This is a genomic window from Alkalibacterium sp. MB6 (assembly GCF_009935905.1).
Taxonomy (GTDB): domain Bacteria; phylum Bacillota; class Bacilli; order Lactobacillales; family Carnobacteriaceae_A; genus Alkalibacterium.
Genome location: NZ_PREX01000026.1, coordinates 1 through 26,562, shown reverse-complemented (window position 1 = coordinate 26,562; position 26,562 = coordinate 1). Strand labels below are relative to the sequence as shown.

General features: G+C 37.9%; 31 protein-coding genes. 19 read left to right on the top strand and 12 right to left on the bottom strand.

What is annotated here, in order from left to right; genetic code table 11:
• Positions 1 to 9 precede the first annotated feature (9 nt).
• The gene (locus C3945_RS09795; protein WP_202623342.1) at positions 10 to 654 is read right to left on the bottom strand and encodes an EAL domain-containing protein; all 645 of its coding nucleotides are present in this window, start codon (positions 652 to 654) and stop codon (positions 10 to 12) included.
• A 512-nt stretch (positions 655 to 1,166) separates the two neighbouring features.
• Positions 1,167 to 1,313 (bottom strand): lmo0937 family membrane protein, encoded by a 147-nt coding sequence (locus tag C3945_RS09790; RefSeq protein ID WP_161879506.1) that lies wholly within the window; start codon positions 1,311 to 1,313, stop codon positions 1,167 to 1,169.
• Between the two features lie 172 nt (positions 1,314 to 1,485).
• Here C3945_RS09790 and uvsE point away from each other — a divergent pair, with 172 nt between their 5' ends.
• The 5 genes from uvsE to C3945_RS09765 all read left to right on the top strand — a co-directional run bounded on the left by uvsE (position 1,486) and on the right by C3945_RS09765 (position 7,222).
• On the top strand, positions 1,486 to 2,745 hold the full coding sequence (gene uvsE, locus C3945_RS09785) for a UV DNA damage repair endonuclease UvsE (protein ID WP_161879505.1): 1,260 nt from the start codon (positions 1,486 to 1,488) through the stop codon (positions 2,743 to 2,745).
• A 54-nt stretch (positions 2,746 to 2,799) separates the two neighbouring features.
• Positions 2,800 to 3,528 carry a tryptophan-rich sensory protein gene (locus C3945_RS09780; RefSeq protein ID WP_161879504.1) on the top strand — a complete coding sequence of 243 codons (729 nt, stop codon included), beginning with the start codon at positions 2,800 to 2,802 and terminating at the stop codon, positions 3,526 to 3,528.
• Positions 3,529 to 3,681: 153 nt separating this feature from the next.
• Positions 3,682 to 4,686, top strand: a complete 1,005-nt coding sequence (locus C3945_RS09775; RefSeq protein WP_161879503.1) for a YeiH family protein — start codon at positions 3,682 to 3,684, stop codon at positions 4,684 to 4,686.
• 32 nt (positions 4,687 to 4,718) lie between these two features.
• On the top strand, positions 4,719 to 5,630 hold the full coding sequence (locus C3945_RS09770; RefSeq protein WP_161879502.1) for a glycerophosphodiester phosphodiesterase: 912 nt from the start codon (positions 4,719 to 4,721) through the stop codon (positions 5,628 to 5,630).
• Positions 5,631 to 5,662: 32 nt separating this feature from the next.
• A complete protein-coding gene (locus tag C3945_RS09765; protein WP_161879501.1) occupies positions 5,663 to 7,222 on the top strand; it encodes a bifunctional metallophosphatase/5'-nucleotidase in 1,560 nt (519 codons plus the stop codon).
• Positions 7,223 to 7,278: 56 nt separating this feature from the next.
• Here C3945_RS09765 and C3945_RS09760 read toward each other — a convergent pair whose 3' ends face one another.
• The 4 genes from C3945_RS09760 to C3945_RS09745 form a co-directional block, all read right to left on the bottom strand.
• On the bottom strand, positions 7,279 to 8,178 hold the full coding sequence (locus C3945_RS09760; protein WP_161879500.1) for a cation diffusion facilitator family transporter: 900 nt from the start codon (positions 8,176 to 8,178) through the stop codon (positions 7,279 to 7,281).
• 254 nt (positions 8,179 to 8,432) lie between these two features.
• Positions 8,433 to 9,074: a bifunctional phosphoribosyl-AMP cyclohydrolase/phosphoribosyl-ATP diphosphatase HisIE gene (hisIE, locus tag C3945_RS09755; protein ID WP_161879499.1), complete on the bottom strand. Its 642-nt coding sequence runs from the start codon at positions 9,072 to 9,074 to the stop codon at positions 8,433 to 8,435.
• The gene (locus tag C3945_RS12140; RefSeq protein WP_161879498.1) at positions 9,067 to 9,522 is read right to left on the bottom strand and encodes a HisA/HisF-related TIM barrel protein; all 456 of its coding nucleotides are present in this window, start codon (positions 9,520 to 9,522) and stop codon (positions 9,067 to 9,069) included. The genes hisIE and C3945_RS12140 overlap by 8 nt, the downstream gene beginning before the upstream one ends.
• Complete coding sequence (locus tag C3945_RS09745) at positions 9,519 to 10,304, bottom strand: ATP phosphoribosyltransferase regulatory subunit (protein WP_161879497.1); 786 nt, start codon at positions 10,302 to 10,304, stop codon at positions 9,519 to 9,521. The genes C3945_RS12140 and C3945_RS09745 overlap by 4 nt, the downstream gene beginning before the upstream one ends.
• Before the next feature lie 128 nt (positions 10,305 to 10,432).
• Between C3945_RS09745 and hisJ the strand changes: the two genes are divergently transcribed.
• The 3 genes from hisJ (at position 10,433) to C3945_RS09725 (ending at position 12,187) form a co-directional block, all read left to right on the top strand.
• Positions 10,433 to 10,873: a histidinol-phosphatase HisJ gene (hisJ, locus tag C3945_RS09740; RefSeq protein ID WP_161879496.1), complete on the top strand. Its 441-nt coding sequence runs from the start codon at positions 10,433 to 10,435 to the stop codon at positions 10,871 to 10,873.
• A 224-nt stretch (positions 10,874 to 11,097) separates the two neighbouring features.
• A complete protein-coding gene (locus tag C3945_RS09730) occupies positions 11,098 to 11,328 on the top strand; it encodes a YdbC family protein (protein ID WP_161879494.1) in 231 nt (76 codons plus the stop codon).
• A gap of 52 nt (positions 11,329 to 11,380) precedes the next feature.
• Positions 11,381 to 12,187: an aldo/keto reductase family protein gene (locus tag C3945_RS09725; RefSeq protein ID WP_161879493.1), complete on the top strand. Its 807-nt coding sequence runs from the start codon at positions 11,381 to 11,383 to the stop codon at positions 12,185 to 12,187.
• Positions 12,188 to 12,251: 64 nt separating this feature from the next.
• On the opposite strand, the gene C3945_RS09720 is transcribed toward C3945_RS09725, so the two are convergent.
• Positions 12,252 to 12,848: a ribonuclease H1 domain-containing protein gene (locus C3945_RS09720; protein WP_161879492.1), complete on the bottom strand. Its 597-nt coding sequence runs from the start codon at positions 12,846 to 12,848 to the stop codon at positions 12,252 to 12,254.
• 183 nt (positions 12,849 to 13,031) lie between these two features.
• Between C3945_RS09720 and cls the strand changes: the two genes are divergently transcribed.
• From cls to C3945_RS09695, 5 genes are all read left to right on the top strand, one after another.
• Positions 13,032 to 14,576 carry a cardiolipin synthase gene (gene cls, locus C3945_RS09715; protein ID WP_161879491.1) on the top strand — a complete coding sequence of 515 codons (1,545 nt, stop codon included), beginning with the start codon at positions 13,032 to 13,034 and terminating at the stop codon, positions 14,574 to 14,576.
• Positions 14,577 to 14,660: 84 nt separating this feature from the next.
• Positions 14,661 to 16,040 carry a bifunctional metallophosphatase/5'-nucleotidase gene (locus C3945_RS09710; RefSeq protein ID WP_161879490.1) on the top strand — a complete coding sequence of 460 codons (1,380 nt, stop codon included), beginning with the start codon at positions 14,661 to 14,663 and terminating at the stop codon, positions 16,038 to 16,040.
• Positions 16,041 to 16,055: 15 nt separating this feature from the next.
• On the top strand, positions 16,056 to 16,775 hold the full coding sequence (locus C3945_RS09705) for a YutD family protein (protein WP_161879489.1): 720 nt from the start codon (positions 16,056 to 16,058) through the stop codon (positions 16,773 to 16,775).
• A 15-nt stretch (positions 16,776 to 16,790) separates the two neighbouring features.
• Complete coding sequence (locus C3945_RS09700; protein ID WP_161879488.1) at positions 16,791 to 17,552, top strand: TIGR01457 family HAD-type hydrolase; 762 nt, start codon at positions 16,791 to 16,793, stop codon at positions 17,550 to 17,552.
• A 1-nt stretch (position 17,553) separates the two neighbouring features.
• Positions 17,554 to 18,180, top strand: coding sequence for a TIGR01906 family membrane protein (locus C3945_RS09695; protein ID WP_161879487.1), 627 nt, complete (start codon positions 17,554 to 17,556; stop codon positions 18,178 to 18,180).
• A 53-nt stretch (positions 18,181 to 18,233) separates the two neighbouring features.
• On the opposite strand, the gene C3945_RS09690 is transcribed toward C3945_RS09695, so the two are convergent.
• The 3 genes from C3945_RS09690 to C3945_RS09680 are packed head-to-tail and all read right to left on the bottom strand — an operon-like array spanning position 18,234 to position 20,284.
• A complete protein-coding gene (locus tag C3945_RS09690; protein WP_161879486.1) occupies positions 18,234 to 18,743 on the bottom strand; it encodes a phosphatidylglycerophosphatase A family protein in 510 nt (169 codons plus the stop codon).
• A 15-nt stretch (positions 18,744 to 18,758) separates the two neighbouring features.
• Entirely contained in the window at positions 18,759 to 19,760 is a 1,002-nt protein-coding gene (locus C3945_RS09685) for an NAD(P)/FAD-dependent oxidoreductase (protein WP_161879485.1), read from the bottom strand.
• Between the two features lie 44 nt (positions 19,761 to 19,804).
• Positions 19,805 to 20,284, bottom strand: a complete 480-nt coding sequence (locus C3945_RS09680) for a divergent PAP2 family protein (protein ID WP_161879484.1) — start codon at positions 20,282 to 20,284, stop codon at positions 19,805 to 19,807.
• 151 nt (positions 20,285 to 20,435) lie between these two features.
• Here C3945_RS09680 and C3945_RS09675 point away from each other — a divergent pair, with 151 nt between their 5' ends.
• Both C3945_RS09675 and C3945_RS09670 read left to right on the top strand, forming a co-directional pair.
• A complete protein-coding gene (locus C3945_RS09675) occupies positions 20,436 to 21,029 on the top strand; it encodes a peptidylprolyl isomerase (protein ID WP_161879483.1) in 594 nt (197 codons plus the stop codon).
• 50 nt (positions 21,030 to 21,079) lie between these two features.
• Entirely contained in the window at positions 21,080 to 21,940 is an 861-nt protein-coding gene (locus tag C3945_RS09670; RefSeq protein ID WP_161879482.1) for an ROK family protein, read from the top strand.
• 61 nt (positions 21,941 to 22,001) lie between these two features.
• Here C3945_RS09670 and C3945_RS11985 read toward each other — a convergent pair whose 3' ends face one another.
• Together C3945_RS11985 and C3945_RS09665 are read right to left on the bottom strand one after the other, a co-directional pair.
• Entirely contained in the window at positions 22,002 to 22,229 is a 228-nt protein-coding gene (locus tag C3945_RS11985; protein WP_237585539.1) for a hypothetical protein, read from the bottom strand.
• On the bottom strand, positions 22,184 to 23,176 hold the full coding sequence (locus C3945_RS09665; protein ID WP_237585538.1) for a MalY/PatB family protein: 993 nt from the start codon (positions 23,174 to 23,176) through the stop codon (positions 22,184 to 22,186). The genes C3945_RS11985 and C3945_RS09665 overlap by 46 nt, the downstream gene beginning before the upstream one ends.
• Before the next feature lie 164 nt (positions 23,177 to 23,340).
• Here C3945_RS09665 and C3945_RS09660 point away from each other — a divergent pair, with 164 nt between their 5' ends.
• From C3945_RS09660 to C3945_RS09645, 4 genes are all read left to right on the top strand, one after another.
• Positions 23,341 to 23,730 carry a CvfD/Ygs/GSP13 family RNA-binding post-transcriptional regulator gene (locus tag C3945_RS09660; protein ID WP_161879481.1) on the top strand — a complete coding sequence of 130 codons (390 nt, stop codon included), beginning with the start codon at positions 23,341 to 23,343 and terminating at the stop codon, positions 23,728 to 23,730.
• A gap of 45 nt (positions 23,731 to 23,775) precedes the next feature.
• Positions 23,776 to 24,168, top strand: coding sequence for a hypothetical protein (locus C3945_RS09655; protein WP_237585537.1), 393 nt, complete (start codon positions 23,776 to 23,778; stop codon positions 24,166 to 24,168).
• A gap of 32 nt (positions 24,169 to 24,200) precedes the next feature.
• Positions 24,201 to 25,550, top strand: a complete 1,350-nt coding sequence (locus C3945_RS09650) for a glucose-6-phosphate isomerase (protein ID WP_161879480.1) — start codon at positions 24,201 to 24,203, stop codon at positions 25,548 to 25,550.
• 135 nt (positions 25,551 to 25,685) lie between these two features.
• Entirely contained in the window at positions 25,686 to 26,213 is a 528-nt protein-coding gene (locus C3945_RS09645; RefSeq protein ID WP_161879479.1) for a GNAT family N-acetyltransferase, read from the top strand.
• Positions 26,214 to 26,562 lie beyond the last annotated feature (349 nt).

Genomic DNA, 26,562 nt, shown 5'->3' with positions numbered 1-26,562 from the left:
TGACATAGATTAGATTACCACTGTTTCAACTTCCAACGGCTCTGGAGCAGGTTTTCCAAAGAGATAACCTTGAAACAAATCATATCCCTGACTTTTCAGCCACTCAAAATCTTCTACAGATTCAACACCTTCTGCTAAGGCTTTGGCATCGATGTCTTTTGCTTTTTTCAAAAAGGATAAGGCAACGCCTTGTTTCTCCACGGACTGACTTACTCCTTGGACGAATGTCATATCCAGTTTGACATAAGGCGGTTTAAGGTCGGAAAGTAAATACATTGTGTTGTAACCAGCGCCAACGTCGTCCAAAGCGTAATGAAACCCGTTGTCTTGGTAATACTGAAGAATGGATTTTAAATGCTCTGTATCTTCAATTTTTTCAGTTTCTACAACTTCAAAGACGAAGCGACTACTGTCAATGGATAATTTATTTGCGATAGCTACTGTTGTTCTCAAGCAGTATTCCGGTCGATAAATAGCTGTCGGGATAAAGTTGATGATGGCTTTTTGATGAACGTTTAACCGTTTCACTTGTCTAACGGCGTTGATTCGGCATAAACGGTCTAATGCAAAGGTGCGTCCTCTAGCTTTAGCTGCTGGGAATAAGACATTAGGATAGATTATGTCTCCTTCTTCGTTAACGAAGCGTGCAAGCATTTCATCGCCATAAATCTAACCGGTGGCAGTTACGATAGGCTGATAATGCATACGGATATATTTTTCTCTTAGTATATGATCAATCCACGAAGCTTCTTGAAATTGGTTAAATTGACTGATAGGTAACCAGTCGAGATTGCGTATTTTAAAGTAGGCATCAAGAGTCAAATCCATAGCCATTAAAAAATCAACCAGATCTTGTCCAGCCTCTTCAGACGTATGGATGACATTGCCTTCAATATGGTTCGTATAGTGATGCCTAGTAAAATGATCTTTTATAATAAGTTTAACTTCTTAATTCAGCTTAAACGACAATAAATGTGGCATAACAGAACAGTTTGGACATGACATGGCATTTCCTCCTTAAATGATAAAATAGTACCATGATATGATAATTATACATAGAACTTTTTTATATAATTATACGTTACCTTGTATAGAAAACAAAAAAAGGTTTCCTTTGGGAAATTAATCCTAAAGGAAACCATGTAAAAAGAAAGTATACGGTATGGCTATCTTCCTCTTCGGCCAGTAATCATATTGAAAATAAACACGATTAAGGCAATAACTAGAAGAATATGAATAATTCCGCCACCAATTTCAAATACAAGACCTAAAATCCAAAATAAAACTAATAGACCAATAATTGTCCACAACATTTGCACCACTCCTTTATCTTTATGCTAAGAGTATATCAAACCATGAAAGAATTTAATAATAATATGCATTATAAAGATTCACTTTATTTGTTAAAAGCCATTTGTTAGAGTTGAGACTCGGGTAGTGATACACTAATAACAGAATGAAAATAAGAAAAATTAGGTGGTTTATATGAGTATTGGTTATGCTTGTTTGACAAAAGGAGTCTTGAATGCCAAGTACAAGACTTGCCGTAAACAAAATGCTAATGAAGAGAATTTGAAAGAATTAATCGGACATAATTTAACTGTTTTGGAAAGAATGATCGACTATAATCATCAAGAGGGGATTCGCCTATTCCGAATGAGTTCGGATCTTATTCCATTTGGCTCAGATTTTGAAGTGAATCATTTAAACTGGTCCGAGTTATTCAATGAACAATTTGACCGTATTGGTAAAAAGATTGAAGATTTTGGGATTCGAGTATCCATGCACCCAGGTCAATACACTGTGTTAAATTCTCCAAATGAAGACGTGGTAAGAAGAGCAATAGACGATTTGACCTATCACACATTATTCATGGATTCTTTAAAAGTAGACAGTACTCATAAAATAGTTCTGCATATAGGAGGGGTTTATCAAGATAAACCAGCAGCAATTAATCGTTTTATTGAAGTGTATCACGAATTGGATCAGCGTATTAAGAATCGATTAATTATAGAGAATGATGACCGGTCTTACACCATTGAAGAGGTCTTGCATATTAGTGAGAAGACAGGCGCGCCGGTGGTTTATGATAACCTTCATCATTATATCAATGGTTCAGATTATATGACTCCTGATTCATATTGGATAAACTTAGCAAAAAAGACGTGGAAAGAAAAAGATGGTCGGGCAAAAGTTCACTATTCCCAGCAACAAATGAATGGCCGCATCGGTGCTCATTCACAGTGGATTCGCATTGATGAGTTCATGTTATACTATGAAGATGTTGCTCCTTGTCAGGTTGATATCATGCTTGAGGTCAAAGATAAAAATTTATCAGCGATAAAATGTATGTTAGCAACGAGTGAGAAAAGGCAGATAAGAGATCTTGAAAAGGAGTGGGCCAGATATAAATATACTGTACTCGAAAGAAGTGCAGTTGTGTATCAAAGCATTCGAGAGTTACTTAAAGACAAAGAAGCTTATCCTGTCATTGAGTTTTATAGATTACTTGAAGCAGCGCTAGAGGAAAAACCGACGTCAACCACTGCTCTCAATGCTCTCGATCATGTTTTTGGATATGTAAAAAGAGATGTAACTGCTAAAGAAAAAGCTACCTACAAGACTCACCGTAATCAGCTGCTGTCTGATGTTAAGAATTATCCTAAAGTAAAGCGGTTTATCAATCGCTTAGCAGAAAAATACCAAGCAACTTATTTATTGGAATCTTTATTTTTCGACTTTTAAGTCGATAGTCTAGCAAATTGAATATAAATTATGAGGGAAGAAAGGGTGCTTTTTATGGATAGAAATAAGCGGTTGGGTATCATCTATCTTGTTTTCTATGGATTGATGATTTTAGTGAATTACTGGGTAGGCCAGGATGTAGGTGCGGTTGCTGATCAAAACGAAGCATTAATTCAGCCAGCAGGCTACGTTTTCTCCATTTGGGGTCTCATTTATATTTTGCTTTTCATTTGGATTATTCGTTTATTCTTCACACAGTACTATGGTGTTTACGAGCGTATTCACTATTGGCTAGTGGGTAATTTCCTACTTAATATGCTTTGGATTATTGTATTTACCCAAGAGTGGCTTTTGGCGTCCAATATCGTGATTGTAGCGTTACTTATCGTCACGATTGTCATCTATAAGAAACTGGTTAAAGTTGAAGCACATTGGTTTGATCGTTTTCCATTTTCTATTTATATGTCCTGGTTATCAGTAGCAACGATTGTTAATATAGCTTCTTGGTTTGTAGGGAATGGCATAACAGAATTTTTAGGATTAGATGAATACGTATGGACGTTGATATTATTGATTGTTGCAACTGTCTTAGCTATCGTTATTGCTTTAATGCATAATGACTGGGTGTACCCTTTAGTATTTGTTTGGTCCTTTGTTGGTATTATCGTAAACGCAGGAGATCACTTATTCCTACTCATCGTTTTCGCATCTATGGGTATCGTCTTTCAAGTCATTGCCTCGATCGCCGCTGCGGTTAGGAAAAGTCGGGAACGAGCGTATTAATAAACTGCAGTACACAAGTCTATGCCGAGTGCATAGGCTTTTTTGTTTTATAATACTAGTAGTGACTTCTCTTTCTAATTTTAAACTTATCGTATCTGCCTCGTCAATCATGTTATAATAAAAAAGTATATGATTGAAGGAGATGTATCTTAAATGATTAAGAAAAACCACTTGCCGGGCATTGGATTGGCTTTGTTAATTGCTCTTATAGCAACGATGATTGAAGGTGTGTTGCCTGGAAACATTATTGGACCTACTGTAATAGCTATGTTTATTGGTATCATCGTACGAGCAACTTTTTTTAATAGACAGTTATTTCAAGAAGGCGTCCAGTTTACCTCTAAAAGAGTGCTAAAACTGGCTATCATTTTGTTGGGTGCTTCATTGAACTTCTCTATAGTTTTAGAAGTAGGGGGGCAGACCGTTGCTGTGTTGGTATTTACATTATTAACAGCTTTCTTAGGCGGCTATATCCTAGGTAAACTATTTAAAGTGAATTGGAAACTCAGCGGGTTAATTTCGGCCGGTACAGCAATTTGTGGTGGGTCGGCGATCGCATCTGTTGCACCAGTTATTGAAGCGGACGATGGCGATGTCTCTTATGCGATGTCATTAGTTTTTTTGGTTGATTTATTTTTAGTTGTCTTGTATCCATTGATTGGAAGAATGATGTCTTTAAGTGATTCCTTTTTCGGCTATTGGGCTGGAACGTCAATCAATGACACGTCTAGTGTTGTTGCAGCTAGTTTTTCATTTTCAGAAGCTGCCGGCGAGATAGCTACGTTGGTTAAACTAACGAGAACCCTTGCTATTATTCCGACTGTATTGATTTTTTCGTCTATTTATATTTATAAGCAACGAAGTCATGTAGGGAATAAGGCGGAAAAAGTGAAGGTATCATCTTTAGTACCATGGTTCATTGTCTTTTTTGTATTAATGGCTGTATTGCAAACGATCGGTTTCATTCCTCAGTCTGTAGCAGATATAATGAGATCAATCAGCCGCTTTTTAATGGTAACGGCTCTTGCGTCCATTGGCTTGAAGACTGACGTAAAAGCTCTCATGAAAACGGGAATTAAGCCTTTACTGTTAGGAGTAACGCTCTCTGCCTTAGTTGTGATTGTCTCTTATATTGCGGTCTCGATTGTGATAGCATAAGCATGAGAAACAATAGAGTGAGGAGAAAACGTATGAATAAGTGGGTTAAACGAGTTGGGATTGTTTTAGCCAGCATTATCGCCGTATGGCTTGTATTATTTTTATTCCCTTTGTCTTCTGGTGAACCGGTCTCTTTTTTAGAAGGAGATGAAGGAACGATGGCTATTGCTCACAGGGGAGGGTCTACATTGGCCCCTGAAGGCACTCTCGAAGCCTTTCGAGCCTCTGACCGCTTAGGTGTTGATATGTTGGAGTATGATGTTCACATAACTGCAGATGGCGAATTAGTGGTGATACATGATGAAACAGTTGATCGAACGACCGATGGGACAGGTCGGGTGAATGACATGACTTTAACTGACCTACAAGCACTGGATGCGGGTTATCATTTTGAAGATAAAGAAGGTGAAACACCTTACCGTAATCAAGGTGTATACATACCCTCAGTGGACGAAGTATTCGAAGAGTTTTCACATACACGGCATTTGATAGAACTTAAAGATACGAATGATGATGAGTTATACGAAGATTTAATGCATGAGATGTACGCTTTGATTGAAAAGCACCAGCTTCATGAATCTGTACTGATTGCTAGTTTCGATCATGATATGAACTTAAGATTTAATGAGATAGCAGGCGGCAGCGTAGCAATCGGAGCCGGTGAACAAGAAGCGAGACAATTTGTTACGTACCATAAAGCGTTCGCCAATCTACTCTACACACCAAAAGCAGATGCTTTTCAGTTACCAACTTATCAAGAAGGGTTTAACTTAGCTGACCGAAAGTTATTACGTGGGGCTAAAAACCGCGGGCAAGCGGTGTACTACTGGACCATCAACGATGAAGAAACGATGCGTGAACTCATTGATCTAGGTGCTCATGGGATTATGACAGACAACCCTGAATTATTGATGTCTGTTATAGATGACATGGCAAGTGAGTAAATCAGATTAAGTCGCTCAATAAGGAGGAACGAATGAAGATTACATTATTTCAAACAAGTGATATTCATGGGTACTTGTTTCCCACTGATTATCAATCGCGAGAGCAAAAAGCTGACTATGGCCTGTTCAAATTGGCTACTTTATTAGATAAGGAAAGGGCTAAAAGTGAAGGTCCAACCTTAACAATTGAAAATGGGGATTTTATTCAAGGCTCACCTTTATCCTATTATGTTGTAAAAGAAAAAAAGACGGCGAAGGAATTAATGGAAGCATTGAACCATTTGAATTTTGATGCGGGAGTGATTGGTAATCATGAGTTTAATTATGGATTGGACTATTTGCATTCCGCGATTAAAGAAGCAAACTTCCCTGTATTATGTGCGAATATTTTAAATGAATCAGGACAACCAGCTTGGGGCCAGCCTTATAAGGTCTTTGAAAAAGAAGGCATTAAGATTGCTGTCTTGGGATTAACGACTCAGTATATACCAAATTGGGAACACCCTGAAAATTATGACGGCCTAACCTTTAAATCGGCAGTAGAAGTCGCAAAAGAATTTATGCCAATATTAAAAAAAGAAGCGGATATTGTCGTTGTCAGTTACCATGGAGGTTTTGAACGCGATTTAGTTTCAGGTAAAGAAACGGAGGTACAAACAGGAGAGAATGAAGGCTATGCGTTACTTCACGAGGTAGAGGGTATCGATGTGTTATTCACAGGTCACCAACATCGAGTGATTGCACAAACGGTCAACGGAACGGCAGTCGTTATGCCTGGGGATAAAGGCTCATATTTAGGAAAAGTATCCATCGATGTTGAAAAAACAGATGAGGGTATCTTGATTCATTCGATAACTCCAGAAGTCGTACCGGTTAATGAAGAGGCTGACGACACGTTAATGCAAGCATACCAGTCATTGAATGATGAGGTCGAAGATTGGCTCGATCGTCCAATTGGTGATGTATTAGGTGATATGGAAATTAAAGATGTGGAGCGTGCTCGTCGGGAAGAACACCCTTACGTGGAATTTGTTCACCGTGTGCAAATGCATTACACGGGGTGTGATATTTCAGGTACGGCGCTATTTAATAACGATGCTAAAGGATTTAAACAGACGGTCACCATGCGAGACATCGTTTTAAATTACATCTATCCCAATACACTGGCAGTCATGACTGTTAGCGGAGCGGATTTGAAAGTAGCGCTAGAACGATCCGCGACATACTTCTCCTTATCAGATGCAGGAGAAGTTATAGTGAATCCAGAGTTCTTAAATCCAAAACCACAAATGTATAATTACGACATGTATGAAGGTGTAGAGTATGTGATCGATGTCGCTCAAGCAGAGGGCGAAAGGGTAGTCGAGTTTAAATACAAAGGAAAAGATATAAAGCCAGATGATCAATTAGAGATTGTAATTAATCAGTACCGCGCAGTAGGGGGCGGGAATTACCATATGTTTGATGCATCTAAAATTATAAGAGAAGTGACCATACCCATGACCGAACTCATTGGGGATTATTTCAGTGAGTTTACTCCAGTGGAAGCAACAGTAAATCATAACTTTAAAGTGATCAATTCAACTAAATAAAAAACCCCGTCTCTCTCTATCAAGGCAGTCGCTTGACGAGTAGAGGCGGGTTTTGTTTACATTTGGTGTGGGTTAAATTGATCTTTTAGATTTGAAGGTTCGACATGCACATCGGTGTGCATAACATCATAGTTTTCATAGAGCACTTTTTCAATTGTTTCTGTAATGTCATGACCTTCTTGAACAGTCATATCGGCATCAACCAAAATTGTCACATCAACATAAGTGTTTGCACCATACATTCTAGCTTTAATAGATGGCACTTCTTTAACTTGAGGTAAGGCCTCAATGTCTTCTTTAAATTCAAGTAAATACTTGTCTTTAAAACCATCAGAGAGAGAGAAGGTACTTTCTTTGAACACATCAATGCCCGTCTTACATATAATCAATGAAACAATAACGGCCATGAAAGCATCCAACCAGACTATGCCGTAAGAAGCACCGATAATGGCAACAGCTGTGGCTAAGCTTGTTAAACTATCAGCCAAGTTATCTCTTGAGACAGCTCTCAAACCTGTACTGTGAACACGATTAGCTAATGTTGAGTTGTAGCGGTATAAGCCAAATAATAAGACAGCACTGACTAATCCCACAATGATAGATAATCGATTAGGGGGAACAATTTCCCCACTGATTAGCCGACTGGCGCTGCTAATGAACACTTGAAAGCCTACAAAGAGCATCAAAAATGAAGTGACTAAACTAGCAATAGGCTCAGCTTTCCAATGCCCATAGGGGTGATTGGCATCAGCTGGTTTACGAGCCGTACAAAGACCAATGAGGATCGCTATAGAAGACAAGACATCTGTTAGATTATTGAAGCCATCTGCTGTTAATGATGATGCCCTCATGAAGAGTCCGACTGTAATCTTTACCACAGCAAGTATAATATAAATGCTAATACTGACTTTCGCTCCGCGTTCAGCTGAACGGACACGATCAATTTCTATACTCATAAGACCCCTACTTTATAATTAATTTGTCTTGTGATACCTATATAATAATAGGCGAAAGACGAATAAAACTCAACTCAATCTGAAAAATCTCACTGAGTCCTTAGAGTTACGGCGAGACGGAAAGTGAGTATGGATAATCAGATAAACATTTTTATGGAAAAAAAGAGTAATAAATAGCAAAAGAAGAATTGGAAGTTATAAGCAATCAAAAAAGAGAGGCAAAACGTATCTGCCTCTCTTGATTATCTAGTCAGTTACCAATTTTCGACGTCTGACCGCTCACCTTTAAAATTATTTTGTGTCTGATGACGAGAGGCGAGAACAACTTCTACATCTGAAACGGACACACCACTGGCGTGAAGAAGGACACCCAAGTGATAAAGGACGTCAGCCGCTTCATTAGCAACTTCTACTTTGTCTTTATTTTTAGCACCAATGACGACTTCGAAGGCCTCTTCGCCAAATTTTTTAGCGATTTTATCCATGCCTTCATTCAAGAGATAGGTCGTATACGACTTCTGATCCGACGATTGTGCTCGATTTTGTATTGTTTGTTCAATATACCTTAAGGTAAATGAATCCGGCAAATTAAAACAACTATTAGTGCCTGTATGGCAAGTTGGTCCAACAGGGTCCACCATGATGAGTAAAGCGTCTTGATCACAGTCTAGGTACATGTCTTTTACTTTTTGAATATGTCCGCTGGATTCACCTTTTTTCCATAAACGATCTTTGGAACGAGAATAAAACCAGACGACTTCTTCTTTTTTAGTTAATTCAAATGCCTCTTCGTTCATATAACCCACCATGCGAATCTCTTTATTTAAAGCATGCTGGAGAATGACGGGTAAAAGTCCTTTTGAAAAGTCGGGAGTTAATGATTCATAATTAGACATGACGCATCGGGACTCCTTTCAAACTACAGAGATTTTTAACTTCCTGAATTGAGACCGTTTCATCGTGAAAAATAGAAGCAGCCAGTCCAGCCGAGACATCTGTGTCTAAAAACAAATCGACAAAGTGATCGGCCTGTCCAGCTCCGCCTGAGGCAATGATAGGGAGAGAGCTGGCTTCTTCAATAATAGATAGTAACGTGTGGTCAAATCCTTGTTGCATACCGTCGTAGTCCATACTTGTAACGAGTAATTCGCCGGCACCACGTTCTTCAACGTATACAGGGACATCGTCTCCTTTGACCAGTAAAAACCGCATATTAGGTGCATAGACAACAAGCTCTCGAGATACGGCTTCTAATGGTGTCACCCAATCCATTAAGTTTTGTTTCTTTAAGTAGGCGATAAAATCATTTAACTGTCGACCTTTAGATAAGGCGATGGTAATCATGCGTCATGCTCCTTTGTAGTGAGTGATTGAAGGGGTAAAGCAGATAAATTTACGGACATGCCAAACGCTTTAGTCGGGCTGGAATACTGGCCTCCAGTAATAACAGGTTCTACACTCTGATGAGTATATACTTGTAGAAAAATACCTTTATAATAAGATTGTGTAGGTAAGGAAAATAAATCACTGTAGAGCACGGGTATGTGATGACGAGTTAATTCGTCTTCCCACCGCTGGATCTCTTCTATAGGTTTGTTTAAGTCTGGGAAATGCTTTTTAGCATAAGTTAGCTGTTCTGGGACGGGTTGACTCATCAAACGTACAACTGGATGGTTTGAGCCTAATCTGTCACGTAAGCGGTCAAGGTTCCGTTCACTTAAGTAGGCTAACAGCTCAGTGTCTTTTAGTTCGGATGAGGACATCATTTTTTTGAAAAGTGAATAGTGGCTGATGACAGCTACTGAAAGGGTAAGATTGAGGTGGATCGTGCTGTAACTCAGGAGGTCGTTCATAGTGTTCATCTGATCTTGAATGGTTTCTAGAAAGATTTCCATTCCTGGTTGTACTTTTTCCTGTTTTTCAATATAAACAGGTCCTGAATAAGCAATTTTCTTACTTGTCAATCTGTACTTTTTTCGGTAACGAACGATAGCGTCCGTCCAATCACTTCTTAATGAATAGAGCGAATGATCCGCCTGCCAAGTATGACTATGTTTCATCATGTTTAAATCGTCTGCTGAAAGGGAATCCCACTCAAATTGTTCCAAGGTAGACATATCCAACAAGTCATATCCTCATTTCTATTTTAATTAGGATTTGATACAATAAATGTATAAATAGTCCTGATTAGCAAAGACTAAAATATAATTAGTAAATACGAAAGTAAATTAAAAATTAATTAAAGAGGGATACTATGTTTTCAGATAATCACGTCCACACTCCGTTTTGCCCACACGGAACAAATAAAAAAATGGAAGACTATATCAAAACAGCAATCGAAAAAGGCTTGAAGCAGTTAACTTTTACAGAACATGCCCCATTACCTATAACAGACCCCACACCAGAACAAAACAGTTCGATTAAAGAAGAAGGTGTGGAATTATATCTAAATAAAGCCAAAGAATTGAAAGAAAGATATAAACATGATATTACTATTCACATAGGGTTCGAAATTGATTATATTGAAGGTTATGAAGAGCAGACGTTGGCGTTCTTGAAGGCATACCCCGACACGATAGCTCATTCGATTTTGAGCGTGCATTTTTTAAAGTTAGCTGAAGATAATTACTATTGCATTGATTATGATAAAGACGATTTTATAGGTAAGCTACGCGAGACTGTCCAAAACATATGAAGAAACAGACTCGATTAATAGGACGTCTGTTCTGAATAGAGCGAAAGAAAATGACTACACACTTGATTATAATTTCGCAGGTTTGGATAAACCCTATTATCAAGACGTTTACCCGTCTGAATCTATCGTTTTAGAAGCAATGGCTTTGGGTATCCCTTTGTCATATGGATCCGACGCTCATCATCCCAGTGAAGTGGGGCGCTATTTTGAAAGGGGGCTTAGTCATGGATAAATTTTCATTTGAAGTAATAGAACACATTGCTGTGCTTGGAGAATCATCAAGAGGTTGGCGAAAAGAACTGAATTTAGTTAGTTGGAATAATCAGACACCGAAGTTTGATATTAGAGATTGGAGTCCTGATCACAAAAAAATGGGTAAAGGGATTACCCTATCAAACGAGGAAATGGTATCATTAAAAAAGAGTCTGATGGAACTGGATTTAGGCATGATGTAAGAATACCCTATTTCTTTAATCATATTATAAAAATAAATCTAGGAGAGATTACATGGAAAAAGTACGTTTAAATAATGGTCTATCTATACCCTATTTAGGAACAGGAACGAATACGTATGGGAAAGAAAATAACGACTATAATGGCGAATTAAATGGAGATTTTTCTGCTTTAATCTCAGCTATAAATATGGGTTACCGACTAATCGACACCGCTATTTCTTACAGAAATGAAGCAGGTGTGGGAGAGACGGTTAAAGATAGTGGCATAGCTAGAGAAGACTTCTTCTTAACAACTAAAATTCCAAATACGGATGAATACGTGAAAGATAAAGAAACGGTTAGACAAACGATCGAGCAGAGCTTAACTAATCTGCAGACTGACTACATTGATTTATACTTACTCCACAGACCGATAGATGATGAAGAAAAACAAAAAGGCGCCTGGGAAGTATTGGAAGAATATGTAGGCAAAGGAAAGATTAAATCAATTGGGGTTTCAAACTTCACCATTTCTGATATAAAAAAACTAGAGCAATATGCAACTATTAAACCAGCAATTAATCAAATAGAGTCTAATTCTTCAGGTTGGAACAATGACCTAGTCAAGTATTTACTGAAAGAAGATATCCGTCCTCAAGCATGGGGGCCAATGAAAGTTAGCGATGAACACCAAGATGTGTTGTCAAAAATTGGTGAGAGCTATGGGAAAAACTGGGCGCAAGTCATCTTACGTTACCAAACACAACGCGGTATCATCGTTATTCCGAAGTCACATAATCCTGAAAACCAAAAAGCAAACTTGGAAAGTCAAGATTTCTTATTATCAGAAGAACATATGCGACAGATTGATCAGTTATAAGTTAAAAGCTTCCGCACCTCTTTTGAGGATAGCGGGAGCTTTTTTGTTCAGGGTAATGACCTGATTATTTTTTTAGAGCTTGTTTAGCTAATTCATCAGCACGTTCATTATATAACACACCCGAATGAGCTTTCACTTTAATGAAACGAATAGCAATGTGCTTAGCGAATGTGTTGTAATAGGCGACATAATCTTGGGATACTTTCTTATTGGCTTTCCATTGGCCAGTCGCCCACATTTCGATGCCAAGATAGTCATAGTAAATGACAATTGAATCGTAGTGATGGTCGATCGCCCATTTTATAGCATTTAAAGCCCCAAAACATTCCCCAGCAATTTGAAAACTTTCAGCGTATATCGGGTCATCCGCAGCATTACTCAATTCATCAATAACTTGTGAATCTTTGACTAAAACTACACCATAACTATAGCGAGCGCTAAGTTTATCAAACGAGCCATCAACATAGGCGATGAGTGTCTGATCGTCTTTGACTGGTTTTTTAACGTTTGAGTCATCAAGAAATGCGTTTGCTTCCTCTTGACTTTGAAAGGATTTAAATTCGGCATTTGAATAACCGCTGATTTGTTTTTGAGCATCAGTCCAAGTCGTGTAAACACCGGGTGTTCTGCCTTTTTTTACTGCGTAGTATTTTTTGCTCATAAAATCTCCTCATTATTTATGTAAGTATGGTAACTACTTTATGGGAGAACGGGCGACTTGTCAAATGGCTTGATTAGCCAAGTGACCTCTCTTTGACTTAATTAATCCTACTGAATACGTCATGCTCTAGTGACAAATAGAGTGAAAAACGGCATACTAGAAGGAGTACAGGGAGGTTAAGATATGATAAAGAAATGGACGATGATTCTGTTTAAAAGACGTGTGTTATTAGCGTTGCTGATTTTGATTCAATTCGCGATTATCGGCTTAATTGTCAACCAATCCATTGCAACATCTTTAGTTTGGGAGACAATCTTTACTCTATTGTCTATAGGTGTGGCCTTACATGTGGTTTGGAAAAAAGGGAAAGAAGCGTATAAAATCACGTGGATATTACAAGTGTTAATTTTCCCCATATACGGCACGCTATTTTATATTATATTTAATAGACAAACACAGACAAAAAAACTCCAACGTAAATTGGAAACTATTTATGCTTTACATCGTTCGTATTTACTAGATGACTTCACTGTTTTAGAAGAAGCTAAGAACGCTCATCCGGAACAGGGTCGCTTAATGCATTACTTAACTCATACTGCAGGTTTTCCTGTTTATGATCAAACGGACGTGACTTACTATGCCATTGGCGAAACGTATTTTGAAGCGATGCTAGACGAAATGAGAAGAGCTAAACGGTACATCTTTTTCGAGTTTTTTATTGTTGCAGATGGCACCATGTGGGACCAGATGCTGGAGGTTATGGAAAGGAAAGCAAAGGAAGGGGTTGAAGTTAGAGTGATGTACGATGATATCGGCAGTTTCACTAAACTAGACCCTAATACGAAGCAACGCTTAATAGACAAAGGGATTGATTGCAGAATATATAATCCGTTTCACCCTGTGTTGACATCATCTCAAAATAACCGAGACCATAGGAAGGTGTTATCCATTGATGGAGTAACTGCATTTACTGGTGGGATGAATATATCAGATGAATACATTAACGAGATTAATCGTTTTGGACATTGGAAAGACAATGGCATTAAAATGAGTGGGAAAGGCGCCTGGGGTTTAACGTTGATTTTCCTTCAACTTTGGCAAACAATGGATGACCATTTATCTGATGAAGCCATTAGACGCTTGCTTCCGCCTGTTATTGAGAATTACCTAGAGAATAGTGCCGCCGGTTATGTTCAGCCGTTTTCAGATAGTCCAACAGATACAGAAAATATTGGAGAGAACGTCCTTATTAAATTGATATACGCAGCTAAAGAGTCGATAGATATCTACACACCTTATTTAATTTTGGATGAAAATCTCGAGACGGCACTCATTTTAGCTGCTGAAAGTGGCGTGAAGATCAGAATCGTTACGCCAAAACAATGGGATAAGTACTTAGTTCATGTAACCACACGGTCTTATTATAATGAGTTGGTCGATGCAGGTGTTCAGATTTATGAATACACTAAAGGATTCATGCATGCCAAAACGGTTTTAGCTGATGGCGAAGTGGCTGTTGTGGGAACGATTAATTTTGATTACAGAAGTCTCTATTTACATTTTGAAAACGGCGTCCTCTTATACGGTAATCGAGTATTAAAAGAGATTGAAACTGATATAAATGAGACGATTAAGATGAGTGAAGAAATGACAGAAGAAGATCTATCCTATTCTTTGCCCGTGCGACTAGTTAAAAGTCTCTTAAGGCTCTTTGCTCCGTTAATGTAATAGGGAAAAAGATAGTTCCATTTTACATCATTTCTTAAACAGACGATGAGTAAAATGTGTTAGTATAATGTTGGAGGTCTTAATTTGGAAAAACTAACGATTTTTCACACCAATGATATGCATTCCCACTTAACATACTGGCCAAGAATTGCTCGAGAATTGAGTAATCAGAGAAAAAGGTCCGAAGAAACGGGAGAATCCGTTTTAATTTTCGACAGTGGCGATGCAGGAGACCGGATCCATTCGTTGACTGAAGCAACAAATGGATTGTTTATATCCTCATTACTGAATGAAGCCTCTTATGATGCTGTGACGATAGGCAATAATGAAGGCATTGGCAATACAAAAAAAGAGCTCAATCGCTTATATGATGAAGCTGATTATTCTGTTATCGTTTCAAACATCAAAGACAAGCAGACGAATAAACGACCACATTGGGCCGATGAATTTAAATGTTATACTACTAATAAAGGGTATAAAATTGGAGTCATTGCTTGTACGATACCCTTACCCACCAGTTATGACTTACTCGGCTGGCACATTGAGGAACCTGTAGTAGCCATTAAACGATTAATTAATCGTTACCGAGAGTCAGTCGATATGTTTATATTGCTTAGTCATTTAGGTTTACAAACTGATGTAACTATTGCCGAGTGCTTTCCTGAAATAGCAGTTATTTTAGGTGGACACACCCACCATTTGTTGCCTGAAGGGGAAAGAGTTAATCAGACCTTAGTTGCTGGTGCAGGCAAATTTGGCAGACATATCGGTAAAGTAGTGACGACGATTGAAGGGCCTTATCACTTTTCATCCACAGCAACAGTTTATGATGCCAAAAGAGATTTACCACCTGTTTTACATGAAGAAGAGACTATCAATCGCTACGCTGAGGCTGGGCAATGCCTTCTTGAAGAAGAGATTATATGCGAACTGGATTATCCCTTAACGATTGATTGGGATAAAGAGACAAATATAGTGACGACGACTTTGAAAGCCATTAAAGAAGAAACAAAGGATGACATTGCCATATTAAATGCAGGATTGTTTCTAAAACCTTTAAGACGCGGCCGTGTATCAAAGAAAGATGTACATGAGTGTTTGCCACATCCTATGAGATTATTAACCGTATCGTTAAAAGGAAGAGATCTAATCCAACTAATTGAATCAATGGAATACCAACGAGAACGATTAAGAAGTTTACCAGTAGCTGGCTTTGGTTTTCGTGGGAAAGTATTTGGAGACATTTGTTATAATGGAATAGACCTATCTAAAGACGGCATATTAATAAATGGCTTACCGGTAAACAGTAAGCAAACCTATACCGTGACGACAGTCGACTACTTTTTATATGTTCCATTCTTCCCAGTCATAGCTCAAAAAGGAAAAAATACCCTACGCTCATCTAAATTTCTACGAACTATAATGGGCGATTATTTAAAAGAAACCTATCCAGTTTCTAAATAGGAAAGGAAAGAAAACATGTCTGAGCAAACAAGTAAAAAGACAGTCGAAGAGACTGTTCCGGCAGAATCAATGATAACTGATTCTTCAAAAGCGCTCGATGCTGTATTAAAAGAAGAGACTAAAGTGATTAGAAGATTGAATACCGATACCCTTTTAATAAAGGAAGAGAAATATAAAATTAAAGAAAACTATAGAGAAGCACTTGATTTAGAACTGTTAGAAGAAAGATACAGTGATTTTCTTGAAAAATATGATTTCATCGTAGGGGATATGTCTTACGGTAAATTACGCTTAAGAGGGTTTTATCATGATAATGATAGAAAAGCACCTATCGATATGCGGATTTCGAGTCTAGAAGATTACTTGAGTGAATATTGTAGTTTTGGTTGCGCGTATTTTGTTTTAGAGAATCTGGAACCAAACAAGAACAAACAAAACAGACAAACCTATGAAAAAGATGACAGTTATCAATCGAAAGAGACTAAATCCAAGACGGAGAAAAATAAAAATCGACCACAACCTAAAAAGAGAAAGCCGGCTTCCTCAAATAGACAAGACAGGCGTCCTTTAAAGGGAAGAGACGATAAGCGATCCTTTGTTAAAAAGAATAGGCAAGATCAGCTGACTAATGTTAAAAATACAAAAAAAGAAGACGATAGGAAGACAGAATCTGTTAAACATGTGAAAAATGAAAAAGGGAAGACTCGCTTCCAGGTTAGAAAAACAATAGACTAGTGCAGGAGGATAACCATGGTTTATAAAGGTTACTTGATTGATTTAGACGGAACGATGTATAAAGGACAAGCACCCATAAAGGAGGCTGCTCCGTTTATTCGTCGCTTAAAAGAAAAAGGATTACCGCATTTATTTGTGACGAATAACTCAACGAGCAGCCCGGAAGATGTTGCACGTAAACTGAATAAGCAATTTGATATACCTGCTGACTTTAAAGATATCTACACCAGTTCATTAGCAACTGCGGATTATTTAAAAACTCTTGAAGGCACTCGTGTTTTTCTTGTTGGTGAGAAAGGTCTGGCTGAAGCATTAACACTAGCCGGCTTTGAATTAGTTGAAGAAGATCCTGATCACGTTGTTGTTGGATTAGACAGAGAGTTGACATACGAAAAATTAACTAAAGCTGTGTTAGCCATTCAAAAAGGGGCAACCTTTATTGGAACGAACAAAGATACTAACTTGCCCACTGAAAGAGGCCTGACTCCCGGTGCTGGTTCGCTCATCGCTTTAATTGAAACAGCTACAAAAACACCACCGATATTTATTGGTAAGCCTGAAAAAATCATGATGGATGCAGCTGTTACTAAAGTTAATTTAGCCAAAGAAGAGGTCTTAATGGTTGGCGATAACTATGAGACCGATATACTGGCCGGGCTAAATAACGGCATCGATACACTGCTTGTTTTAACTGGCTTCACATCAAAAGATGATTTAGTCACGTTGGCCGAACAGCCGACATATGTTGTTGATACCTTGGATGATTGGGAGGTCTAATATGCTCCGATTAAAATCAATTGGCGGCATAGCTAGCCTAGTTTTGCTGATTATCACAGCCAGCATCGCCTTCGTTATCCTGTTTACTCCGATATACCATTTCAGTGTCTTGGTTCATGATTTACCTGAACTATTAGGGATGTCACACGGAACGATTGCTAGAAATTATTATGCCTTACTCCATTATTTACACGCGCCGTGGGTAACCGAATTGACTATGCCGGATTTCCCCAGTTCTGTAAATGGAGCGTTTCATATGTGGGAAGTAAAGATTTTGTTTTATATTAATTACGGCATCCTTATTCTTTCAGCAATAGGGTCAGTCATTTATAGCCGTTATTTAAAACGAAACAGAAAACTATGGCAACTGGAAAGGCCATTTTTTATCGCTGCTTTAGTGCCGCCAGTTTTCTTGACCTTGTTGGCTATTAATTTTGATCGGATGTTTGTTGTATTTCATCAATTGTTTTTCAATAATGAATATTGGATATTTAACCCGGCAACGGACCCTATTATTTTGGCTCTACCTCAAGAGTTTTTTATGTACTGCTTCTTAGTGTTTTTCCTATTAGTCGAAGGGGCGTTTATCTTTATTTACCGATACAGTAAAAAGAATGGATTTAAATAGAAAAAAAGAGCTTACCTTGTAAAAAGGAAGCTCTTTTTCTATTGACTATTTTTTTATTGCATAATATCAGAAATGCTGGGGTTGTCGTGTGCCACTCTACTTGCAGCAGCGGCAGCGATGGCTCCAACAATATCGTCTAAAAATGTGTGGGTTTCATTTGATTCTGTATGATCATCTAAACGACCAATGACACCAGGTTTTGTTTTATCCAAGTAACCGTAGTTTGTAAAGCCAATCGAACCATATACGTTAACGATAGACAAGGCTAGTATTTCGTCGATACCATACAATCCTTCATCTTCTTTAATAATTTCTTGAAGAGGGCTGGATAACTTACCTTCTTCCGTTAACACGTCCAATTCGATACCTGTCAATATAGCATTTTGGACTTCTCTTTTTCGTATCACAGCTTCTACATTTTCTAAACAAAGTTCCATCGTGATTTCACTTAGATAAGGTTGCTGCAAATTATAAACAAGTTCAGCAATCTCATCTAACGTTACGCCTCGATCCTGCAGGCGTTTTAGTGCAATGCGGTGTAATTCAGAACCTGGTTGTACCATAACAATTTCCTCCTTTTAATCTTCAAAATGTAATTTTGTGCTTTGAATCGGTTGAGCATGTTGCTTTGGATAGATAGAATGGATCGCATGATTAACGGCTGTTGGGGCTTCACCAAAACCAGTAGCGATTAACTTTATCTTACCATCGAAAGTAATGCCGTCACCAGCAGCATAAATCCCCTTAATATTTGTTTCCATTTTACTGTTAACAACAATATTAGACTGGTCTAGTGACAGCCCCCAATCTTTTATGGGACCAAGTGATGAAACAAAGCCATAGTTCACTATAAAGTAGTCGACATCAAACGTCATGATTTTCTCTCCACGTGTTTCTTTAAAGCTAACAGATTGTATGGACTCCTTGTTTCCGTGTAATTCATGAGGAACGTATGGCGTGACTAGCTCGACACTGGATGCTTTGAGCATCTCAACTGACCCTTCATGAGCCCTAAATCGGTCTCTTCGATGAACGAGAATCACTTTTTTCGCGATAGACTCAAGCGTTAAAGCCCAGTCAACGGCCGTGTCGCCACCACCACAAATGAGAACTGTTTTATCTCTATACTGGTCTAAATGTTTGACAATATAATGGAGATTAGTCTCCTCGTATATATCAGCATCTTCTAAAGTCAACTTTCGTGGTTGGAAAGACCCTTGACCGGTCGTAATGATGATGGTTTTAGAGTAGTGAATCCCTTTAGACGTTGTGATGCGAAAATGATGTTCGCCTAACTTATCGATAGCTGTTACTTCTTCTTCCAAACAAACGGTCTGTTCAAAATGTTGCATTTGGGCTGTGAGCTGATGGATAAGTTCTTTACCCGTTACTCCTGCATAGCCACCTACATCATAAATTGTTTTTTCGGGATACAATAATGATACTTGTCCTCCCAATACAGGTAGTGATTCAATTATTTTCGTTTTAGCATTTCTCATCCCTGCATAAAAGGCTGCAAAAAGACCAACTGGCCCGCCACCAATAATAGTAATATCGTATAACTTATCTGATTCAGTCAATCAAAAACCCTCCGTGTACATTCTTGCTCGATGTTAATTTGTGTCTAATAAAATTGTCTAACCACTACAGCTATAAGTATACCTGAGAGAATGCCGAAAAATACTTCTATCGGCTTGTGTCCTAAATAGCCTCTTGATTGTTTTTCTTCTTGGCCTGCACCCAATTCCTTTTGATTATAATGGGTAAAGGTATCTTTTAGTTCTTTGAAATCAGCAATGAGTGAATTAATTAAAATACCATGCTCTCCACTTTGTCTCCTAACGCCCATCGAATCAAACATGACGATGACTCCAAAAGTGAATGCAATAGCTACAAAAGGTGACTGACCACCATACTCGAATATCAAGCTAGTGATTAATGCGGTGACACCAGCTGAATGTGAGCTGGGCATCCCACCCGTGGAAGTAACCAAAGCCATTGATGTCGGACGCTTTAGTAGGGCCGCTACTGGGATTTTAACTAACTGAGATAGAATGATTGCTGAAAAAGCAGCGATTAAAGGATAATTCTCGAAAATTGCCATATGTTGTCCTCTTTCTAAATATAAAATCTTCTTTAATGATAACACGAATAAGATTAGAGTTTGATAAAAAAGTATTACAAAAAGAAAAATTATTGGAAAATAGTCGGATCTGGGGTACACTTGATGCATATTAGAATAAGGAGGAAATAGAATGAGTACATTTCCACAATTAAATTTAGAAAATAGTAAAGGACCTAAAGCGGTCTTAGAAACAACAAAAGGTGACATTACGATTCAATTATTCCCTGAACATGCACCAAAAACAGTCGAGAACTTTATTGGTCTCGCAGAAAAAGGGTACTACAACGGTGTCATCTTTCACCGTGTGATTCCAAACTTTATGATTCAAGGAGGAGACCCAACTGGTAGCGGCATGGGTGGTGATAGTTTCTTTGGAGGAAACTTTGAAGATGAATTTAGTTCGGAGTTATTTAACTTAAACGGTGCGTTATCAATGGCAAATGCTGGTCCTAATACGAACTCTAGTCAATTCTTCATCGTGACAATGTCTGATTTGCCGGAACAAATGGCTTCTCAGTTAGAACAAGCAGGCTTCCCTGAAGAAATCGTCTCCGCTTATAAAGAAAAGGGTGGAACGCCTTGGTTAGATAACAAGCACACGGTGTTTGGTCATGTGATAGAAGGCTATAATGTAGCAGATGACATCCAAAACGTTGATAAAAACATGATGGATAAACCTACTGTGGACGTAACAATTAAGTCAGTAAAAATTATCAACGATTAATAAGCTGGTAACTTATCGATTTAAAAAACCTATTGACGAGGTGAAGCATCATGTTAGGTGCAATTGAAGCGGGCGGAACAAAATTCGTCTGTGCAGTAAGTGACAATGATCTAAAGAACATTAAAAAGTTGTCGATTCCTACAACCACACCGGAAGAAACATTTGAAAAGGTTTTTGAGTTTTTTGACGGGTATGCATTGGATGCCATCGGTATTGGTTCTTTTGGCCCTATTGATGTAAATAAAGAGTCCAAAACTTACGGCTATATTACCACAACACCCAAAGCTGGCTGGGGTCATACTGACTTCATTGGTCAAATGAAAGAGCGCTATGATGTCCCAATGAGTTGGACTACTGATGTAAATGCGGCAGCATATGGAGAATTGAAACAAGGGGCAGCCGCCGGAAAACAATCGTGTCTCTATTTAACTGTTGGAACCGGTATAGGCGGAGGTGCCGTTGTTAACGGAGAAGTTCTTGAAGGTTTTGGTCATCCAGAAATGGGTCACATCTTAGTTAGACTTCACGAAAAAGATAACTATGAAGGGAATTGCCCTTACCACAATAACTGCTTGGAAGGACTGGCTGCAGGCCCGGCTATTGAGAAACGCTATAATCAAAAAGCTCAGTATCTTGATAAGGATTCAAAGGCATGGGATATTGAGGCTTACTACCTAGCCCAAGCATTAGTCAGTTACACATTAACATTAAGCCCAGAAACAATCATTCTGGGTGGCGGTGTGATGAAACAAAATCAACTCTTTCCGTTAATCAGAGATCACTTTACCCGTTTGCTAAACAATTATGTGAGCACACCTGATTTGAATGACTATATTGTTTCACCAAAATTAAAAGACGATGCTGGCATAACAGGTTGTTTACTTTTAGCAAGGAAAGAACTAACTAGTTAACATAAAAACAGACACGAGGAACGATCAGTTTTTTTTGATGGGTCCTCGTGTCTGTTTACTATTAAGCAGAGTGAGTATCGAACACTTTTTTTACTCGATTTAAGCCATCTTCTACTAGAGATTGAGGCATAGCGAAGTTTAGTCGCATGTAAGACGAACCGGAAGGGCCATAGCTCGACCCTGCATTTAATGCCACTTTACCAGTGGTTACGAATGCTTTCGTTAATTCAGTATGGTTAACCCCTAAGCTAGAAGCATCAAACCAAAAAAGGTACGTTGCTTCCGGCACCATATAAGAAACATGAGGGAGTTGCTTATCAAAAAAGTTTTAACGAGCTGGCGATTATGATCAAGTTGAACGAGAAGGGCTTTATGCCAATCTCTAGCCGTGTTAAATGCCGCTTCGGTGGCACACATGGCAAAGCTGTTTATCGTATGCGATTGCGTTTTTTCCAAAGACTGATTCGTCTTATGTCGTAATTCTTCATTATATATAATTAAAAATGACGCTTTTATTCCTGCAAGATTAAACGTCTTAGTAGCTGAATGCAAGGTAATAACCCAGTCTTTATAGCGTTCGTCTATCGTCACGGCAGATACACACGTGTGTTCAGAAAAAACTAAATCACTATGAATTTCGTCGCTTATAATTAAAACGTTATGCTTAATACACAAATCAATTACTTTTTTAAGTTCCTCTCTTGTCCATACTCGACCGCCTGGATTATGAGGGTTACATAGAATAAACAGCTTAACAGACTGGTTTTTCAATTGCTTTTCCATGTCCTCATAATCCATTACATACCGATGATCTTCTATAAGAAGAGGGCTCCTAATGATATGACGGTCATTTTTCAACACCATATCACTAAATGCCCCATAAACAGGGTCGTGAATTAACACTCCATCTTTGGGGTTAGTAAATGCCTGAATAATAGATGAAATGGATGGAAGAACTCCTGGAGAAAAAAGAATAGCTTCTTTTGTTATATCCATTCCATGAAAATCAGCTTGCCAGTTAATAATCGATTCAAAAAGTGAGTCTTTAGGGAAGTCATAGCCTAGAATAGTTTGGTCAATGAGTTGGTTTAAAGCATCTTTAACCGATTGAGCATTCTGAAAATCCATGTCGGCTACCCACATAGGTAGACACTCCTCATCTCCAAAGAGCTCTCCCATCATATCCCATTTGACACTACCAGTTTGTTTTCGGTTTATTGGTGTATTAAAGTCCATAAACTCTCTCCTCCCCGAGTAAATTGTTCTCCTTAATAGTATCAATTATTTAACTTCTAAAAGCAAGCGTTCCCATATCGAACAGGGATTTCCAATCTCTCTATATTCATGATATACTTATTTGTGATGATTTACCGAAACCATGATGACGGAGAGGGGAACTCATGGTGTATAAAATAGGACAAAAAGTTAGAGGGAAAGTAACCGGCATCCAGCCATACGGCGTATTTGTATCAATAGATGATGAAACGCAAGGGTTAATTCACATTTCAGAATTGAAACATGGCTATATAAAAAATATAACTGACGTTGTGAATAAAGGAGACGAGGTTGAGGTACTTATAATGGATATTGACGAGTACTCAAAAAAAATTAGTTTGTCTCTAAGAAGCTTGCAGAAAACCAAATATCATCCTTTCTCCAATCGAAAAACTATTGCTCGATATGGAAAGAAGACAGGTCTTGGGTTTAAATCTATTGAAAAACAATTACCCATCTGGGTGGATCAAGCACTAAAAGAAATGGAAGCTAGAAAGAAGAGCAATACCCATTAAAGTTTTTCATTGACTCTAGTAAGGCGATAGAAAGGTGTTTGAATATTGATAATAGAAGACCACTATGTAGCATGTACTGTTTTGGTAAAAGATGAAGAAGGAAGATATGTGTTTTTAGTAAAAAAAGAAGAGGAAGGCTTTTCTTTTCTAGCAACAGAAGTTGAACATAGAAAAACCGGACTGGCTTGTGTCCTTAATCGCTTGAAAGAAATGATTAAGATGGATATTGAGAAGCTAGAACTGAATGAACTAACTAATGCAGTTGTCAACAATAAAAGTATTCCGTTATTCGTATTTATTTATGAGAATAACGCTCTCGATTCTCCCGAAGACTTGATACCTGAACACAGCGAATTGTCTTGGGTGCACTCTGAAAATATCATTAATACTTTGGAACAATGGAAAATTTCTGGAGTTCCACAGTTCTTACTTATTTAAACTATAAAAAACTTAACTTTGGAGGAATGAACATGACACATCTTACTTTTGACTATTCTAAAGTCGTTAATCAATTTATCAATGAGGACGAACTAAGCTACATGCAACCACAGGTTACAGCTGCCCATCAGTTGCTTGTTGACAAGACTGGACCTGGCAGTGACTTTTTAGGATGGATAGACCTTCCTGAAAATTACGATAAAGAAGAATTTTCCCGTATAAAAAAAGCGTCTGACAAAATTAAATCTGATTCAGATGTTTTAGTGGTCATCGGTATCGGCGGCTCTTATCTGGGATCAAAGGCCGCCTTGGACTTTCTTAACCACTCTTTTTATAACGTTGTTGGGAATGAAAAGCGCGATACGCCTCAAATCTTTTTTGCAGGTAACAATATCAGCTCAACTTATTTATCAGATTTAATAGAAGTTATTGGAGACAAAGATTTCTCTGTAAATGTTATTTCTAAATCTGGGACAACGACTGAACCTGCTTTGGCTTTTCGTATCTTCAAAAACCTCTTAATAGATAAGTATGGTGAAGATGGAGCTAAATCAAGAATTTATGCTACAACTGATAAAGAAAAAGGTGCATTAAAGACTTTAGCAGACGCTGAAGGATTTGAAACCTTTGTTATTCCTGATGATGTTGGTGGACGATTCTCAGTATTAACTGCTGTAGGATTATTGCCTATTGCTGTTGGTGGTGGAGATATCGATCAGTTAATGGAAGGTGCTAATCAGGCAAGAAAAGATTTCTCAACTGATAAATTAGAAGATAACCTCGCTTATCAATATGCGGCCCTAAGAACCATCCTTTATAGAAAAGGGAAAGTGACCGAACTATTAATTAACTATGAACCTGCCTTGCAATATTTTTCTGAATGGTGGAAGCAATTATTTGGAGAGTCAGAAGGTAAAGACCAAAAAGGTATTTATCCGTCAAGTGCAAACTTCTCTACAGATTTACACTCATTAGGTCAGTATATCCAAGAAGGTCAAAGAAACTTATTTGAAACGGTCATTAAAGTAGAGAAACCAAACAAATCATTGACTGTTCCATCGGAAAAAGAAGATCTAGATGGCTTAGGTTATTTAGAAGGTAAAGAAATTGACTTCGTGAATACGAAAGCTTTCCAAGGGACATTGTTAGCTCATACAGATGGGGACGTTCCGAACTTCGTCCTAACTCTTCCGGATATGTCTGCTTATACATTAGGTTACCTATTTTATTTCTTTGAAATTGCAGTAGCACTTTCAGGTTACATGAATGGTGTCAATCCATTTGATCAGCCAGGAGTAGAGGCGTACAAAAAGAATATGTTTGCCTTACTCGGTAAGCCAGGGTTTGAAGACTTAGCTGAAGAATTAAATAAAAGACTATAATCATTCGTTTGATATAGCATTAAACTGCTTTTGTTCAGGGTAACTTGAATAAAAGCAGTTTTTTTCTTGTTTTCCTTCAACTCAAAAGTATAATAAAAAATAGTATCTATCTAATTAGACAGGTGGGGATCTTGTATGAATGAAACAACACATAGATTGGCAAGGCCAAGTGATGAATCAGAAATTAAGTCACTATTATATGAAACGGCTGTATGGCTGAGTACTAAGGGGTCATCACAATGGTCAGGTCTCCTTAAAGGAGAAGATGTTCATAACATAGAAAGAGCTATTCAGAGAAAAGAAGTATTCATAGTAAGTGATGATGAAGTGGTAGTAGGAACATTCGCTTTATGGAACACACAGACAGAATGGGATAAAGATTTATGGGGAGAAGACACATCAGAAGATTATCTTTATTTGCATCGAGTAGCATTATCACCACATGCCCACGGAAAGAACTATGGCCGGTCACTATTAAGTGCAGCAAAAGAAGTAGCTAAAGAACAAAACAAGAAAGAAATTAGATTAGATTGTATCGCATCTAATGATTATCTGAATAAATTTTATCAAAGTAATGGTTTTACATTTGTGAAAACAATTGAAGAATATGACAATGGCGAAGGTTTGCAAGACTATAATATTTATTATTGGAAAAATGAGTAAAAGTTGTTGACGGAAATGTAAATACCTGTTATTATTAATCTCGTTGCTGAAACGGATCAAACAAAACTGAGTTTAAATAAATGCAAAGTTTTTATTGACAGTAAACAAGCAATGAGTTATAATAAAATAGCTGCTGTAGAGACAAAGGTAACGCTTACACTTGAAAAAGAATTTTACAACATTTTTCAAAAAAGTGTTGACGCTTAATCGAAGCGATGGTATGATATAAAAGTTGCTGCGAAACGCAGACAACCCAAATGAGATACACTAGATCTTTGAAAACTGAACAAAGTAAAACAACCAAATGTGCAGGGGTCTTCGGTTCATTTATGAATCAAGACAACTATAG